Genomic DNA, 15371 nt, shown 5'->3' with positions numbered 1-15371 from the left:
CAAGCGCAAGATGCTAGCACAGATGAACGGTCATCGCGGCGCTGCTATCTTGTGTAACGACAAAATCCGCGCTTTATAGCCGCAAAAGTGAACTTGAGCTGTACGCAATGCCTCAAACCCACTGAGAATCGCCGTTCGTCCTCGACCCAAAGGAGCATCCTCATGATGCGTTTTACCTCTACCCTCGCTCTCGCCGCTTCCCTGACCCTCCTTTCCCTCGGTGCACAGGCAGCCGCCCCGTCGAACTGGCCAGCCGGTGCCCGTGACAGCTTCGTCAACGACTGCAGCGCAGCCGCCAGCCAGAACGTAGACGTCAAGACCGCCAAAGACCACTGCGAATGTGGCGCTGACAAAATCAATGCCGAATTGAGCACTGCAGAAATCAAGGAACTCATGACCAACCCGAACGCCAAGCCTGAGCTTAAAAACAAAGCGGTCGCGGCTATTTCGTCCTGCAAAGTCGTGAAGAAAAAGTAAGATCGGCCACAGATCAGACGGCTTTTTATCGGGCAAAACAGCCTGAAAACTGCCATTTCTCACAAAATACGCAGCTTTTACGGCTTTTTTTACCAGTTGATATTTCGAGCGAAAGCCCCGTAGATCGGGGCTTTCAGCCGGGACAGGTATTAAACGCAACGCTATTGATTAGCAAACAATGCCTTGGGGGGGCTCCCAAGCCGAACATTTCGACTATGATAGCCCGGTGTGCCCAGTTGGCCTGAGCAGCACAGCACTACTGAAAATATATGTTTCTTGGAGATACACCATGTCTAATCGCCAAACCGGCACCGTTAAATGGTTCAACGATGAAAAAGGCTTCGGCTTCATCACTCCTCAAGGTGGCGGTGACGACCTGTTCGTACACTTCAAAGCTATCGAAAGCGACGGTTTCAAAAGCCTGAAAGAAGGCCAAACCGTTTCCTTCGTGGCTGAGAAAGGCCAAAAGGGTATGCAAGCTGCACAGGTTCGCGGCGAGTAATTCTCCGCTGAGCTAAAAAAACCCCGTCCATGTGACGGGGTTTTTTATGGGCACTGCAAAAGCCTTGAGAGACTTAGCCGCAATTGACCCGCGTGATCACCAGGTTGTCATCGGTGTTCAGGTTGAGGCGGTCGGAGCGGTATTCCAGGGTGATCATGTCGTTAGGCTTGAGGATACGTGCGTTCTGCGCACCGGCACGGGTACGCGCCTGTTCCAGCAACTGGGGCGAGGCTTTCTGGCCGATGGTGAATTCGGCGGCTTTCGACTCACAGCGGCTATGACCGGCATCGGCCACGGCGGCGTCTTTGGCTGGCTCAGAGGCACCCGGGGTGCTGCAACCCGCCAATGCGAGTGCCGCCAACAAAGTACCGAATGATGCGAGCTTCCAAGGCATGAAGCCTCCTATGATAAAAAATGGACAGAGATCGTGCGACAGCGATTGGGCGGATTGGTTTCAAGACGTAAACCGCCGCCGGGCAAGTTTGCCTGAGTCGGGACAGGCATTCGCCCGCTCAATCGTGACCGGATATGAATGTGCTCAGTAGATGTCGATGTAGTCGAATGCCGGCTTCGGCCAGTTTTCCTTCAGAGCATTGAAGATCTGTGTCACCCAGACTTCATCACTGGCGGCAACATTACCTACGTATCCGGAGCCCTTGGCCCAGGTCTCCAGGCGAAACAGCAGGCCGTCGATATCCACGCCACCTACAACCCTTCCTGAAGAGATATAGGCGATTCCGGCCTTGGTCACCCGCAACTGGGCATGTTCGTCGTCACTGGCACTGGCGAGAAGCTGGCGCACATTCGCCAGTGTCAGGTTCTCGGGGTTGTTCAAATCGATCTGCACGTGGTGTCCCCGGCAATTAAACAGGCGGACAGTGTCGCACAGCAGTAACGTCATGCCGAACCGCCCCATGCCTAAGTATCAGTGCCAAACGCAATGCAAAATGTTTAACTGGCCGGGTAAGAACCGCGTTCCAGCGCATTGCCCTGTATTTTCAGCCCCGTGAGACCTTCATGACCACCGTAACGCTCCAAGCCGATATCAAAGCCAAGTGGCCCCAAGGACAAAGCTCATACAGCCCCGGCAGCCCAGAGGAATTGGCGATTATCGGCATCGACCTGCTGGTCAAGGAACTGGGTACGCAGGCAGCGCAAGCGTTCATCGGCCAGATATTCGAGAAATACCCGGCCGATCACATGGGGGCACACGACCCCGAGCGCGAATAAGAACCGGCTGGCGCACGCCGACCGGTCAACCCATTACTTCAGACGCGCCAGGCGCTCGGTCAGCAGATCGAAGAAGCCCTGGGCATCACCGTTCTCCACCCAGAACGCGTTCTTCGGTTGTTTCAGGCCGTCGTACCAGTCGACGATGGTCTGGCCGAAGGTTGGACCTTCACGGCTATCCACCACCACATTGACTTCACGACCGCTGAACAGCGAAGGCTTGAGCAGGTAAGCCACGACGGTGGCGTCATGCACCGGGCCGCCGGGAATGCCGTAGTGCTCCATGTCGCCCTTGACGTATTCATTGAGAATATCGCCAACCACCTTGCTCGCGTTGTTCTTGAGGTCGGCGATCTTTTTCAGGCGGGCTTCGCTGGTCAGTACCTTGTGGGTCACGTCCAGCGGCAGGTAAGTCAGCTTGACGCCGCTCTTGAGCACAATTTCAGCCGCAACCGGGTCGGCGAACAGGTTGAACTCCGCCACCGGCGTGATATTGCCGCCGTTGAAGTGCGCGCCGCCCATCACAACGACCTCCTTGATGCCCTGGGTGATTTCCGGTGCCTGGGTCAGCGCCAGCGCCAGGTTGGTCTGCGGGCCGAGCATTGCGATGGTGATGCTGTGCGGCTTGGCAGTGCTGAGGGTCTTGATCAGGTAATCAACCGCATTGCCGTCAGCCAGGCCCTTTTTCGGCTCATGCACGGTGACGCCGGAAATGCCTTCCTTACCGTGAATATTCTCGGCGTAGATCGGCGTGCGCAGCAGCGGTGCGGGCGCACCAGCGTACACCGGGATGTCCTCGCGCCCCGCCCACTCACGGGCCAGGCGTGCATTGCGGGAGGTCTTGTCCAGGCGCACGTTGCCGGCGACGGTGGTGAGCGCGCGAATGTTCAGCTCATCCGGGGAGGCCATGGCGAACAGCAATGCGACCACATCGTCAGCACCTGGATCGGTGTCGATGATCAGGTCGATTTTTTCCGCCGCCTGGGCGCTTGCAGCAGTGAGCGCAGACAAAAGCAGGACACTCCGGAACAGGTTTTTCAGGGTTGGAAGACCATATTGCATAAAACACTCCTTGTCGTTGAGAACGCTAGAACGTTACGCCGGACACCAGCGCGATATTGCAGTAGGGCTGGCATTCACCGGTGCGCACTACCGCGCGCGCGTTGTGAGTGAGCTGCTTGAATTCGTCATGGCTGACCAGACGCCGCTCACCGAGGGCCGCCTGTTCTGTGAGCGCATTCAGCTCGGCCAAAGCCGGTGGTTGCTTGAGCAGGATTTCTTCCGCCAGCACATGGCGTTCAACCTGCATCTCGCTGAGCACGATACGCAAGGTGCTGATGAAATCCGGGATGCCCTGGGTCAACGCCAGGTCGATCAGCTCGACACCCGGCGGCACCGGCAGGCCAGCGTCACCGATCACGAGGATGTCACCATGCCCAAGCGAGGCGATCACGCGCGACAGGGCAATATTGAGCAGAGGTGTCTTTTTCATGAGGGCACAAAACCTTGTACGTCGTGCAGCGTTGGAATAGAGGGTTGCGCACCGGCGCGGGTGACCGACAACGCCGCCGCGACCTGGCCAAAACGAATGGCCTCGGCCTCGCTCTTGCCGTTGGCCAACGCCGCCGCAAAGCCACCGACGAACGTATCACCCGCTGCCGTTGTGTCTACCGCCTTGACCTTGGGCGCAAGCAGGTGCTCGAAATTCAGGCCGTCGGTAAACAGTGCGCCCTGGGAGCCCAAGGTAATGATGACTTTGCCGGCGCCCGCCTGGATCAGGTGGGTGGCCGCGGCCTTGGCACTGTCAATGGAGTCGACGGCCACACCACTCAGTGCGGCAGCTTCGCTTTCATTGGGTATCAGGTAATCAATCGAGGCGTACCACTCAGCCGGCAACGGCGCGCTGGCCGGTGCAGGGTTGAGGATCACCGTCTTGCCCAGCTCACGACCGCGCTTGAGGGCATAGCCCACCGTATTCATCGGCACTTCCAGCTGGCAGACGATCACCTCAGCCGCCTGCAGCACCGCATCAAACGCCTGCAATGAGGCTGGCGTCAGTTCGCCGTTACTGCCCGCCACGATCACAATCGCGTTCTGGCTGCTGTCATCGACCACGATCAAGGCCACGCCACTGGAACCGTCCACGGTGCTGACGGCCTGGCAATCGATGCCTTCCACCACCAACGCATCGCGCAACTGGATGCCATAGGCATCGCTGCCGACACAGCCGATCATCGACACATCGGCCCCCAAGCGTGCGGAGGCTACCGCCTGGTTCGCACCCTTGCCACCAGGCACGGTTGAGAATGTCTGGCCGATCAAGGTTTCACCGGCACGGGGCAACCGGCTGGCACGGGTGACCAGGTCCATGTTCAAGCTGCCTATTACCACTACTTTTGCTGGCATACATCAGTACTCATCAATTCGGTTCAGCGGTATTGGGCGAACGTACCGGAGACAGGTGCCGTCGACTCACGCAACACGATGCTCGGCGTCACGATGCGTTGATCAATCGGCATTTGGGGTGTTGCAATTCTTCGCAGTAAAAGTTCGGCCGCCGTCTCGCCCAGTTGCACGATCGACTGCCCGACCGTGGTCAGCGCCGGGTAGACGTAACGGCTCATTTGAATATCATCGAAACCGATCACCGACAGCTCACCCGGTACGCGGATATTGCGCTCTGCCGCTGCACGCAACACGCCAAAACCAATCATGTCGTTACTGGCAAAAATCGCACTGGGCGGGTTTTGCGCCAGCAAATGCACAGCGGCGGCATAACCGCCCGTGCTGGTGAAATCGCTTTCCTGGGTGCGGTTGGCGGCCACCTCGACACCGGCCTCTCGCAGCGCACGGTGATAGCCCGCCAAACGCATTTGCGCGACACGGGTATGGGCAGGGCCGCCGATGCAAGCAATGTCGCGATGGCCCAGTTCGAGCAAGTGCCGGGTCGCCAGATAGGCGCCCTCCTCGTGATCGATACGCACCAGGTCCACATCAATGCCATCCAGCGCCCGGTCGACAATCACCATGGGCGTGCGCACCGCGCTCAAGCCAGCGGCAAGGCCACTGTCGTCACCGCCCACCGAGGTCACGATCAAGCCGTCGACGCGCTTTTCCAACAGCACGCGCAAATAGTTGCGTTGCTTTTCAGCATTGTCGTCGGAGTTGCAGAGGATCACGCAGTAGCCGTTACGCTCGCAGTAATCCTCGATGCCGCGAGCCAATTCCGCAAAATACGGGTTGAGGCTGTTGGGCACCAGCAAACCGATCGTGGCCGTGGTCTTGGCCTTGAGTGAGCGCGCGACGGCACTGGGCACATAGTCGAGCTGCTTGATCGCCGCTTCAACCTTGATGCGCACCGGCTCACTGACCGGGCGAGTCTTGTTCACCACATGGGACACCGTGGTGTAGGAAATACCCGCAAGCGCTGCCACATCCTTGATCGTTGCCATAGGTCAGCCCCGCCGACTGGCGCGCTGGCTGCGGTAGGTGTCGAGGACCACGGCGATCACGATTACGGCACCGGTGATGATGCGCTTGGTCGGTTCCGTGGCCCCGATCTGCGCCAGGCCAGCCGCCAGTACCGAAATAATCAACACACCAAAGAAGGTACTGATCACCGAGCCGCGCCCGCCCATCAGGCTGGTGCCGCCGATCACCACTGCCGCAATCACTTGCAGCTCCAGGCCGGAACCGGCGTTCGGGTCCGCCGCTTCCAGGCGCGAAATCTGGAACAGCGCCGCCACGCCGGCCAGCAGGCCCATGAGGCTGAACACCAGGATCTTGTAAGGTTTTGGATTGATCCCCGCCAGGCGCACAGCCTCTTCGTTGGTGCCGATGCCGATCAGGTAGCGACCAAACACAGTGCGGGTGAGCACCAGCTGCGCGGCGATGATTACCAGCAACGCGATGATGAACGACGGTGAAATACCAAAGGCAATCGGGTTGGACAGCCAGGCAAACGAATCCCCGATGTAAGCGGTGCGCGAGCCGGTCATCTGGTATGCGACGCCTCGGGCCATTTCCAGCACGCCGAGGGACACGATGAACGATGGTATGCGCCAGGCCACGGTGATCGAGCCGGTGATGGTACCGGCCAACGCCGCGCAGCCCATGCCCAGCACGGCAGCCGGCAACACGCTCCAGCCCCAGCCGAGGATCGCTACGCTGACGGCCGATGCAGCCAGTGCCAGCACCGAGCCCACCGACAGGTCGATCCCACCGATGATCAGGATGAAGGTCATGCCCACCGCCAGTACCATCAGGTCCGGAATCTGGTTGGCCAGGGTGCTGAAGGTGTCATAGGACAGGAAGTGATCGCTGAGCACCGAGAACAGCGCAATCATCGCCAGCAAGGCACCCGCAAGACCCAGGTAGGTGCCCAGGCCATAGAAGTTGCCGCCGGTCTTGCCAGGGGAAGTTGTGGTTTTCATGGGGTATCCCTAAGCACTGCGTCGTTGAGCAGCGCATCACGTTTCTGATAGCCAGCAAAGGCGGCGGCGAGCAATTCGTCCTGGGTCCAGCTGTCGCGCTCGAAGGTCTCGATCAAGCGCCCGGCGGACAACACGCCGATGCGGTCGCAGATCAGCATGAGTTCACGCAGATCACTGGACACCACCACCAGCGCTTTGCCCTGGCGGGTCAATTCGCCCAGCAAGGCATAAATATCGAACTTGGCACCCACGTCGATGCCGCGGGTTGGCTCATCGAACAGCATCACCGAGCAGTCGCGCTCCAGCCAGCGGCCAATCACTACCTTCTGCTGGTTACCGCCGGACAGTTCGGAAACCAACTGCGCCGGACTGGAACTGCGGATGCGCATGGCGTCGATCTGACGCTTGGCCAAGGCGGTCTCGTCGCGGCTGTTGACCACGCCACCGCCGGAGATTTCCGGCATGTTGCCCAGGGCAATGTTGGCGCTGATGGACTGGGTCAGCAGCAGGCCCTCACCCTTGCGGTCTTCGGTGATCAGGGCAATACCGTGGCCCACCGCATCCACGGGCGAGCGGATGCTCACCACCTGGGCTGGCGAACCAAGCGCCACGGTGCCGCTGTCGGCCAGGTCGGCGCCGAAGATCAGGCGCAACAACTCTGTACGACCGGCACCTATCAGGCCGGAGATACCGTAGATCTCACCGGCGCGCACTTCAAAGGACACGTCGCGGACCTTGTCCGAGCGAGTCAGGCCTTTTACCGTCAAGGCCGGACCACCAATGGAGCGCGGGCCCAGGTCGATGTGCTCGCCCAGCTCACGACCGACCATCAAGGTGACCAGTTGCTCACTGTTGTAATTGGCCATCGGCTCGACACAGACCAGTTTGCCGTCGCGCAGTACCGCAATGCGCTGGGCAACACGGGCCAGCTCTTCCAGCCGGTGCGAAATGTAAATGATCGCCACGCCCCGGGCCTGCAAGCGGGTGATTTGTTCAAACAGCATCTCGACTTCACGGGCCGTCAGCATGGCCGTGGGTTCGTCAAGGATCAGTACGTGGCAGTCGCCGATCAGGTTGCGGGCGATTTCGACCATTTGCTGATGGCCAATACCCAGGCTGCCAACCAGCGTGTCCGGATCGATGGCATCCAGCCCGACCTGGGCCATGGCCTCGATTGCAGCCTTGCGCAGTTGCTTGCGGCTGATCCAGCCACAGTGGCTGGGCAGGTTATCCAGGAACAGGTTTTCGGCAACAGTCAGTGTCGGCAGCAGGTTGAGCTCCTGCATGACCATACGCACGCCCAACTCTTCAGCCTGGGTGCGGCTGCCAGGGCGAAAATCCTGGCCGTTGAACTGCATGTGCCCGGTAGTCGGCGTGACCAGCCCGCCGATGATCTTCGACAAGGTACTTTTGCCTGCGCCGTTCTCTCCGGTCAGCGCCAGCACTTCCCCGCGATTGAGCGTCAGGGTGATGTCGGACAGAACCGGTTGGGCATAGGTCTTGCCGATACCGCTGACCGAGAGGACAGCGTTCGGGGCGGAAGATGACATAGGAAAATCTCCAGGCGCCCGCCCAGGACGAGCGGGCGCTGTTGGGTGCTGCCAGGATTACTTCTTGAGGACGAGTTCGACCGGGGTTTCGATCACGCCATCTTTGGCATCGACTTTCTCACCCTTGACCAGCTTGAGCGCATTCTGGATACCGAACACGGCTTGCTGGGCAGCAGCCTGGTCAGCGGTCGCCAGGACACGGCCGTCCTGCAGCATCGGCTTGATGGCTTCGATGTTGTCGTAGCCTACGACCAGCACCTTGCCAGCCTTGCCGGCCGCGCGCACGGCAGAGACGGCGCCCAGGGCCATGTTGTCGTTACCGGCCAGCAGGGCCTTGAGGTCGGGGTATTCACTCAGCATGGCGGATGCCACTTTCTGACCCTGGTCGATTTCCCAGTTGCCGGATTGGGTGGAGACGATCTTCATGCCGGCAGCGTCCATCGCATCCTTGTAGCCTGCGGTACGTTGCTGGGCGTTGGTGGTCGTCGGAACACCCTCGATGATACCGACCTTGTCACCCGAGGCCAGTTGCTTGGCCAGGTAGTCGCCGACCAGCTTGGAGCCTTTGCGGTTGTCCGGGCCTACGAAGGGGATGTCGAGGTTCTTGCTTTTGAGCACGTCCGGGTCCAGGCGGTTGTCGATGTTGACGACCTTGATACCGGCGTCCGAAGCTTTCTTCAGCACGGTGACAAGTGCCTTGGAGTCGGCAGGCGCGATGACGATGGCGTTGACCTTGGCGAGGATCATCTGGTTGACGATGTCGATCTGCGCGCTGGTATCGGTTTCGTTCTTGATCCCGTTGGTGATCATGTCGAAATCGGTGGCGTGTTCTTTCTGATACGCCTTGGCACCATCCTGCATGGTGACGAAGAATTCATTGGCAAGGGATTTCATGACCAGGCCGACCTTGGGTTTGGCGGCGTCATCGGCAAATGCAGAGGAGAGAGGCAGGGCAGCAGATGCAGCAGCAAGCACAGCGACAGCAAGAAGACGTCCAGCGAATGGCAGCTTCATGGGTTCACTCCGATCTTATGATTATTGTGAGCAACGCTTGCACCGAAGACCCCTTCGGCAGCCTTCCCACCCGGGCGGCTGATACGAGCTGTCACGATACTCAAGGAGTGCTCCGTGAAACATCTCGCAAACGTTTGCGTTATTCAAACTATGAGAACCTTGTCGAGATTTGTCAACGGTTGAAAACAGCCTTTCATCCACGCCCTCCCTCCCGCTTGAGCATAGGTGCAGTTAAACATCGCACCCTCTCGGTCGCTCCTTAAAACGACAGGCTGGTGCGCATCATTCATGCATCCCCCAAAGCCTGGCGGTCAACTTTTTCGGACAACCGAACACAATGCAGTCCGATGTTCGGAAAGCCGGACACCCACATTATCAACAAACCCGAAAAATCAATATTAATTGTTATAAATCAATCATTTAAATTGTTTTAGCGATCACGCTGAGCCTGGTACAGATCCTGCTCTACCCCATCACCTCGTGGCATTCAGAACCGCCCGGGTGTTCTAGATGAACCTGCTACAGCACTCATCAAAAACCAGAGAGAAAAATAATGAAATCTGCACTGAAGACTTTTGTTCCGGGCGCGTTAGCCCTCCTGCTGTTGTTCCCCGTTGCCGCCCAGGCAAAGGAAGTTGAAACCAAGACCAAACTGTCCAACGTGGTGATCCTCGCCACCGGCGGCACCATTGCTGGCGCCGGTGCCAGCGCAGCCAACAGCGCCACCTACCAGGCAGCGAAAGTCGGTATCGAGCAATTGATCGCGGGTGTTCCTGAGCTTAGCCAGATCGCCAATGTGCGTGGCGAGCAAGTGATGCAAATTGCGTCCGAAAGCATCAACAATGAAAACCTGCTGCAACTGGGTCGCCGCGTCGCCGAACTGGCCGACAGCAAGGACGTGGACGGCATCGTGATCACCCACGGTACCGACACCCTGGAAGAAACCGCCTACTTCCTGAACCTGGTGGAGAAAACCGACAAGCCAATCGTGGTGGTCGGTTCCATGCGACCAGGCACCGCCATGTCGGCGGATGGCATGCTCAACCTGTACAACGCTGTGGCCGTGGCCGGCAGTAAGGATGCACGCGGCAAAGGCGTGCTGGTCACCATGAACGACGAGATCCAGTCGGGTCGCGACGTCAGCAAGATGATCAATATCAAGACCGAAGCGTTCAAGAGCCCATGGGGCCCACTGGGCATGGTGGTTGAAGGCAAATCCTACTGGTTCCGCTTGCCGGCCAAGCGTCACACCATGGATTCGGAATTCGATATCAAGAACATCAAGAGCCTGCCGGACGTCGAGATCGCCTATGGCTACGGCAACGTGAGCGACACTGCCTACAAGGCCCTGGCTCAAGCAGGCGCCAAAGCCATCATCCACGCCGGCACTGGCAACGGCTCCGTGTCCTCGAAAGTCGTACCTGCCCTGGTGGAACTGCGCAAGCAGGGTGTACAGATCATTCGCTCTTCCCACGTGAATGCCGGCGGCATGGTTCTGCGCAACGCCGAACAGCCTGACGACAAATACGACTGGGTCGCTGCACTCGACCTGAACCCGCAGAAAGCCCGCATCCTGGCCATGGTCGCCTTGACCAAGACCCAAGACAGCAAAGAGCTGCAGCGGATGTTCTGGGAATACTGATTCCTGACTGCCCCCCTGTAGGAGCGAGTTTGCTCGCTCCTACACCCTCACGCTCCGCCCTACATCCAATTGCCTGAATTGCTGTAAGACGAACTTCTTGAATTTTAAGTAGTTGCGAAATCACCTACAGTTAAATACTGTATGTGCGTACAGCTTATTAAGGAATACTCCGTGGCAAAGTCCTCTTCCGCAGTGCCCACCGCACCTGATGCCTACGAACGCCTGGCTATTCGCGTGCAAAAGATCATCAATTCAACCAACGCCCAGAAAGCCAAGGCAGCGTTGATCTTCCGTTTGCCGGACGAGCCTGAGGATGAATGGGCGCGCTTACTGGAGGAAATCGCAGAGAACGACAATGTCACCCTCGCCTATCGTGACGACGGTGGCGTACAGATTTTCTGGGTTGTACCGAAGGAAGATTGATTCAATGAGTGTCCGTTTTATCGCGGTGTGCTGCCTGTTTTTTGCCGTCACCGCCCACGCCCAGGCGCCACGCACGTTCAGTGAAGCCAAGAAAATCGCCTGGAAGCTCTACGCTCCACAATCCACCGAGTTCTATTGCGGCTGCAAGTACACGGGCAATCGCGTGGACTTGAAAGCCTGTGGCTACATCCCCCGCAAAAACGCCAATCGTGCCGCACGCATCGAATGGGAGCACATTGTTCCCGCCTGGCAGATCGGGCATCAGCGCCAATGCTGGCAGGACGGTGGGCGTAAGAACTGCACGCGCCATGATGACGTGTTCAAGCGCGCCGAAGCGGACCTGCATAACCTGGTGCCAAGCATCGGCGAGGTCAACGGTGACCGTAATAACTTCAGTTTTGGCTGGCTGCCGGTACAAAGCGGGCAGTACGGGTCTTGCCTGACTCAAGTGGATTTCAAGGCCAAGAAGGTCATGCCGCGCCCTTCCATCCGGGGAATGATCGCCCGCACCTATTTTTATATGAGCAAACAGTACGGCTTGCGACTGTCGAAACAGGATCGCCAGTTGTACGAAGCCTGGAACAAGACCTACCCGGTGCAGGCCTGGGAGCGCCAGCGTAACCAGACAGTGGCGTGTGTGATGGGGCGCGGCAATGAGTTTGTCGGCCCGGTGAATCTGAAAGCCTGTAGTTGAAAATGGGCGAAACTCCCGCCCACCCGGCGCGTTACTGTGCAGCCTTGTGCTCGACAACCTGCGATTCAGTATCGGTTTTCTTGGCGCGCGCCATTTTCTCGTTGAGCAGTGCTTGCTTGGCCTCGGCTTCAGCCTTGGTCGCGAACGGCCCCAGCAGGACTTCGTCCTTGCCGTCAACCTTCACGATGTAAAAGTTGAAACCATGTTCCAGCAACCAGGCCGTAAGGTCGGTGATGGCCTGTAGCTTGTGGTCCGGCGGCCCTACCCATACATCCCATTCCTGGGCAGCAATCGCGCCGGTTTGCGGCTGGGTTTCGGTCACGGCAGGCTTGCTCCTGGGGGCCTCGACGCGTTTGCCCTCACCGCAACCGGCCAATGCCAACACCGCCATTGCCATCGCTACTTTACGCACTGCCCTGCTCCTTTAAAGATAAAGAGGCGACTTTATCATTCACTGTCTATTCTGGCCGTCATAAACGTTGGCTTAAACAATGCGAATCATGTATCGCAGACCTGTATGATGCCGCCATGGGAATTAATGTCGCCTCTATGCGTCCTAAAAAGAGGCAGTCACAGGGAAGCGCTTAGCAGTAAGCTACACACATCCGACACCTGCCCTGTCTGAAACATGTGTCCTTAAAAGTAATCAAGGAGAAGTCCATGCTGATACTCACCCGCAAAGTTGGTGAAAGCATAAACATCGGTGATGACATCACGATCACCATCCTGGGCGTCAGCGGCCAGCAAGTACGAATCGGCATCAACGCACCCAAGGATGTTGCCGTGCATCGCGAGGAAATCTACCAGCGCATCCAGGCCGGTTTGACTGCCCCGGACAAAAACCAGACGCCTTGAAGCGCCCTCAGTAGCCAGCCCTTTCGTACACTGTAATGGCTGGCGAAAACCTCTTCACACCGCTCTTGTCATTGCTGCGTGACTGACGCCACCAATGCGTTCATCTTCATGGAAAGATGAAACTGTCTTCACGCCCGGAACTTGTTGTTTCATTCTCAGCCGAATCTTCTGACTGACACTCAGCCATCCGTGTGCATTCAGGAGCACGTCGATGCGGCCCAGACCCCCACCGCCATTTGCCTACACGTCTTGGATGATCGCCTTATCGATAGGATGGGTCTTCGCAGGGCTGGCCTATGGTTTGAAGTATGCAATCGAAGGCTCCGGCTCCACCGCCCCTCGTTCAGGGCTGGACTTGGCGCTGCTGCTTTGCGGGTACTTGTTCCTGTTTTGTCTCAAACCTATCCAGAAGTCCGTGCAACGCAGGTTGTGTCGGCAAACGCTTCAGTGACATCGCGCTCATCGCCAGTAGACACCGGCATCAACAGCGTCACAGCGCGAGCTTGGCCTTTTCGTATCAGCCCGCCCCCCTCTGCAAGTACAACAAGCCGTCCGCGTCACGCTGTACGTCTAACTGCTGATACCCGTCTATCGAAGGATGGTCAGTGGTCATAGGCGTGTGATGCGTCGACGTCACGACCATCACATCCGCGCCTGCGGCCTCTCCCGCACGAATACCCACCGTTGCATCTTCAAACACCAGGCATTCATGCACCGGCACACCCAGGCGTTGCGCCCCCAAAACGTAACAAGCCGGATTCGGTTTGCCGAGGGCCACATCTTCAGCCGTCACCAATACCGCCGGCGGCGCAATGCCCGCGGCTTGCAGTCGACGCAACGCCAACTCCCTTGGAGCAGAAGTGACCAACGCCCATTGATCACCCGGCAGGCGGTTCAGAAACGCCACGGCGCCGGAAATCGCCACAACACCTTCGACATCATTGATTTCAGCCTCGGTGATCCACTGCGCTTCAACCTCAGGATCGACGCCCGGCAAGGCCTGGCGTGTGATGGTGTCGATCGCGCGGGCACCGTGAATAGTCGTCAAGAAAGCCGCCACATCCAGGCCATGACGTTCAGCCCAGATGCTCCACACCCGCTCGGCAGCGGCAATGGAGTTGAGCAAGGTCCCATCCATATCAAACAAAAAGGCACGGTAACGGCGATTGAACACGGCTGAACCTCGGATAGACACTGAGCGAATTCCTCATGAGCGGAAAAATGATAGGCCCGATGCAATCTACGGATCGCCTTGGTGCTTGTAAACGCTACCGAGGTCGATTGCATTACAGGTTTGTAATGGAGCGGTAAGCCTTACCAGCACCCTCACTTCATACAGTGGAGTCGTCAGTCACCCACACCGGATGACGCCACTTCCTACTGATGAAAAGGGTCCCCCCATGAAGCCTGCAAGCAAACTCTGCCTGATCGCCGCCAGCCTGCTGATGCTGGGCACAGGTACCGCCATGGCCGGCACCGTGGCGCCGGTCAAAGCCAATAACGTGGTGCTGGTGCACGGTTCCTGGGCTGACGGCTCAAGTTGGTCCGAGGTGATCACCCGCCTCCAGGCCGCCGGTCTGCATGTCACTGCAGTACAAAACCCGCTGACCTCGGTGGCCGACGATGTCGCCGCCACCAACCGTGTACTAGCCCAGCAAGACGGCCCCACTGTTCTGGTCGGCCACTCCTACGCCGGCACCGTGGTCAGCGACGCTGGGGCCAACCCGAAGGTCAGCGCCCTGGTGTACGTGGCCGCACGCGCGCCGGACGCCAATGAAGACTTTGTCGCGCTCTCGGCAAAGTATCCGAGCATGCCGGTGCGGGCCGGCGTTGAAGACCACGACGGCTACCTCACCCTGAGCCAGGAGGCCTTCCTCAAGTATTTTGCCGGCGATGTGCCGCATGCCAAGGCCCTGGAGTTGTACGCCGTGCAGCAGCCCATCACCAAGACCCTGTTCAGCGGTCGCACTGTCAACGCCGCCTGGCACACCAAGCCTTCCTGGTATGCGGTGTCGGCGAATGACCAGACCATCAATCCAGACCTGGAGCGCTTCCTCGCCAAGCGCATGAACGCCACCACCATCGAGCTGCCTTCGAGCCACCTGTCGCTGGTGTCCCACGCCAAGGAAATCACCGACCTGATCCTCGAAGCCTCCGGCCGCCAGCCCTGAGCCCTGCATTACAAACTTGTCATCATCCTGTTGGTTGGCTGTTCGGGGTGCCTGGTTACTGTGAACTCAACGCCACGATCTGGCAGCCAACCCCTTAAGAGAGATACCGCCATGAAACTGTTTATCCTCGGCTTTGCCGCTCTGCTCGCTACCGGTTCCGTGTTTGCAACTGAACCTGTGATCCATGACAAAACCGGCTTCTTCGTACACCTGGATGTGGCCAAAGTGCTGTCGAGCACCGACACCTACGGCCAATGCGGCATTGTCCCGGCGCGCCTCGACTACCTGGACAGCCAGGGTCGCGAACATGTGTTGGACTACCAGGTCCAGGGCATCGGTTGCGCCAGTGACAATTGATCGGGCTACACTTGCGCCACGCA

20 protein-coding genes are annotated in these 15371 nt (G+C 58.5%); 9 read left to right on the top strand and 11 right to left on the bottom strand.

Features of this window, described 5'->3' with window-relative positions; translation table 11 throughout:
* The first annotated feature begins 162 nt into the window (after nt 1–162).
* Together NL123_RS10250 and NL123_RS10245 are read left to right on the top strand one after the other, a co-directional pair.
* Nucleotides 163–477: a hypothetical protein gene (locus NL123_RS10250; RefSeq protein ID WP_081049314.1), complete on the top strand. Its 315-nt coding sequence runs from the start codon at nt 163–165 to the stop codon at nt 475–477.
* Between the two features lie 289 nt (nt 478–766).
* Nucleotides 767–979: a cold-shock protein gene (locus NL123_RS10245; RefSeq protein WP_003234260.1), complete on the top strand. Its 213-nt coding sequence runs from the start codon at nt 767–769 to the stop codon at nt 977–979.
* 73 nt (nt 980–1052) lie between these two features.
* On the opposite strand, the gene NL123_RS10240 is transcribed toward NL123_RS10245, so the two are convergent.
* Together NL123_RS10240 and NL123_RS10235 are read right to left on the bottom strand one after the other, a co-directional pair.
* A complete protein-coding gene (locus NL123_RS10240) occupies nt 1053–1373 on the bottom strand; it encodes an I78 family peptidase inhibitor (protein ID WP_025857833.1) in 321 nt (106 codons plus the stop codon).
* Nucleotides 1374–1517: 144 nt separating this feature from the next.
* On the bottom strand, nt 1518–1826 hold the full coding sequence (locus NL123_RS10235; RefSeq protein WP_071492213.1) for a hypothetical protein: 309 nt from the start codon (nt 1824–1826) through the stop codon (nt 1518–1520).
* Between the two features lie 170 nt (nt 1827–1996).
* Here NL123_RS10235 and NL123_RS10230 point away from each other — a divergent pair, with 170 nt between their 5' ends.
* Nucleotides 1997–2209, top strand: coding sequence for a hypothetical protein (locus NL123_RS10230; protein ID WP_010209115.1), 213 nt, complete (start codon nt 1997–1999; stop codon nt 2207–2209).
* A 33-nt stretch (nt 2210–2242) separates the two neighbouring features.
* Here the strand turns inward: NL123_RS10230 and NL123_RS10225 are convergent, their stop codons facing one another.
* From NL123_RS10225 to NL123_RS10195, 7 genes are read right to left on the bottom strand one after another with little or no spacing between them, the layout of a single operon-like run.
* Complete coding sequence (locus tag NL123_RS10225) at nt 2243–3271, bottom strand: nucleoside hydrolase (protein ID WP_179029782.1); 1029 nt, start codon at nt 3269–3271, stop codon at nt 2243–2245.
* 25 nt (nt 3272–3296) lie between these two features.
* Nucleotides 3297–3701: a D-ribose pyranase gene (rbsD, locus tag NL123_RS10220; RefSeq protein WP_494357693.1), complete on the bottom strand. Its 405-nt coding sequence runs from the start codon at nt 3699–3701 to the stop codon at nt 3297–3299.
* Nucleotides 3698–4615, bottom strand: coding sequence for a ribokinase (gene rbsK, locus NL123_RS10215; RefSeq protein WP_248483042.1), 918 nt, complete (start codon nt 4613–4615; stop codon nt 3698–3700). Before rbsK ends, rbsD begins: the two co-directional genes overlap by 4 nt.
* Nucleotides 4616–4638: 23 nt before the next feature.
* Entirely contained in the window at nt 4639–5661 is a 1023-nt protein-coding gene (locus tag NL123_RS10210; protein ID WP_248483044.1) for a LacI family DNA-binding transcriptional regulator, read from the bottom strand.
* 3 nt (nt 5662–5664) lie between these two features.
* Nucleotides 5665–6642, bottom strand: coding sequence for an ABC transporter permease (locus NL123_RS10205; RefSeq protein WP_010209107.1), 978 nt, complete (start codon nt 6640–6642; stop codon nt 5665–5667).
* A complete protein-coding gene (locus NL123_RS10200) occupies nt 6639–8192 on the bottom strand; it encodes a sugar ABC transporter ATP-binding protein (protein ID WP_058426259.1) in 1554 nt (517 codons plus the stop codon). Before NL123_RS10200 ends, NL123_RS10205 begins: the two co-directional genes overlap by 4 nt.
* A gap of 57 nt (nt 8193–8249) precedes the next feature.
* Entirely contained in the window at nt 8250–9206 is a 957-nt protein-coding gene (locus NL123_RS10195) for a sugar ABC transporter substrate-binding protein (RefSeq protein ID WP_248483046.1), read from the bottom strand.
* Nucleotides 9207–9759: 553 nt separating this feature from the next.
* Here NL123_RS10195 and NL123_RS10190 point away from each other — a divergent pair.
* The 3 genes from NL123_RS10190 to NL123_RS10180 all read left to right on the top strand — a co-directional run bounded on the left by NL123_RS10190 (nt 9760) and on the right by NL123_RS10180 (nt 11965).
* The gene (locus NL123_RS10190) at nt 9760–10848 is read left to right on the top strand and encodes an asparaginase (RefSeq protein WP_058426261.1); all 1089 of its coding nucleotides are present in this window, start codon (nt 9760–9762) and stop codon (nt 10846–10848) included.
* 171 nt (nt 10849–11019) lie between these two features.
* Nucleotides 11020–11271 carry a DUF1654 domain-containing protein gene (locus NL123_RS10185; RefSeq protein WP_083351486.1) on the top strand — a complete coding sequence of 84 codons (252 nt, stop codon included), beginning with the start codon at nt 11020–11022 and terminating at the stop codon, nt 11269–11271.
* Nucleotides 11272–11275: 4 nt separating this feature from the next.
* Nucleotides 11276–11965 (top strand): endonuclease, encoded by a 690-nt coding sequence (locus NL123_RS10180; protein WP_071492196.1) that lies wholly within the window; start codon nt 11276–11278, stop codon nt 11963–11965.
* A 31-nt stretch (nt 11966–11996) separates the two neighbouring features.
* On the opposite strand, the gene NL123_RS10175 is transcribed toward NL123_RS10180, so the two are convergent.
* Nucleotides 11997–12362, bottom strand: coding sequence for an SPOR domain-containing protein (locus NL123_RS10175; RefSeq protein ID WP_494358292.1), 366 nt, complete (start codon nt 12360–12362; stop codon nt 11997–11999).
* 263 nt (nt 12363–12625) lie between these two features.
* Here NL123_RS10175 and csrA point away from each other — a divergent pair, with 263 nt between their 5' ends.
* Nucleotides 12626–12820 carry a carbon storage regulator CsrA gene (gene csrA / locus NL123_RS10170; RefSeq protein ID WP_003192511.1) on the top strand — a complete coding sequence of 65 codons (195 nt, stop codon included), beginning with the start codon at nt 12626–12628 and terminating at the stop codon, nt 12818–12820.
* A gap of 517 nt (nt 12821–13337) precedes the next feature.
* Here the strand turns inward: csrA and NL123_RS10165 are convergent.
* Nucleotides 13338–14015, bottom strand: a complete 678-nt coding sequence (locus tag NL123_RS10165; RefSeq protein ID WP_248483055.1) for an HAD-IA family hydrolase — start codon at nt 14013–14015, stop codon at nt 13338–13340.
* Nucleotides 14016–14220: 205 nt separating this feature from the next.
* Between NL123_RS10165 and NL123_RS10160 the strand changes: the two genes are divergently transcribed.
* Nucleotides 14221–14991: an alpha/beta fold hydrolase gene (locus tag NL123_RS10160; RefSeq protein WP_058426268.1), complete on the top strand. Its 771-nt coding sequence runs from the start codon at nt 14221–14223 to the stop codon at nt 14989–14991.
* A 111-nt stretch (nt 14992–15102) separates the two neighbouring features.
* Nucleotides 15103–15348, top strand: a complete 246-nt coding sequence (locus NL123_RS10155; RefSeq protein ID WP_248483057.1) for a DUF2790 domain-containing protein — start codon at nt 15103–15105, stop codon at nt 15346–15348.
* Nucleotides 15349–15371: the final 23 nt, after the last annotated feature.

The organism is Pseudomonas sp. FBCC-B1565 (assembly GCF_059133265.1).
The sequence above is the reverse complement of the archived record's forward strand: the minus strand, read 5'-3'. Positions and strand labels throughout refer to the sequence as shown.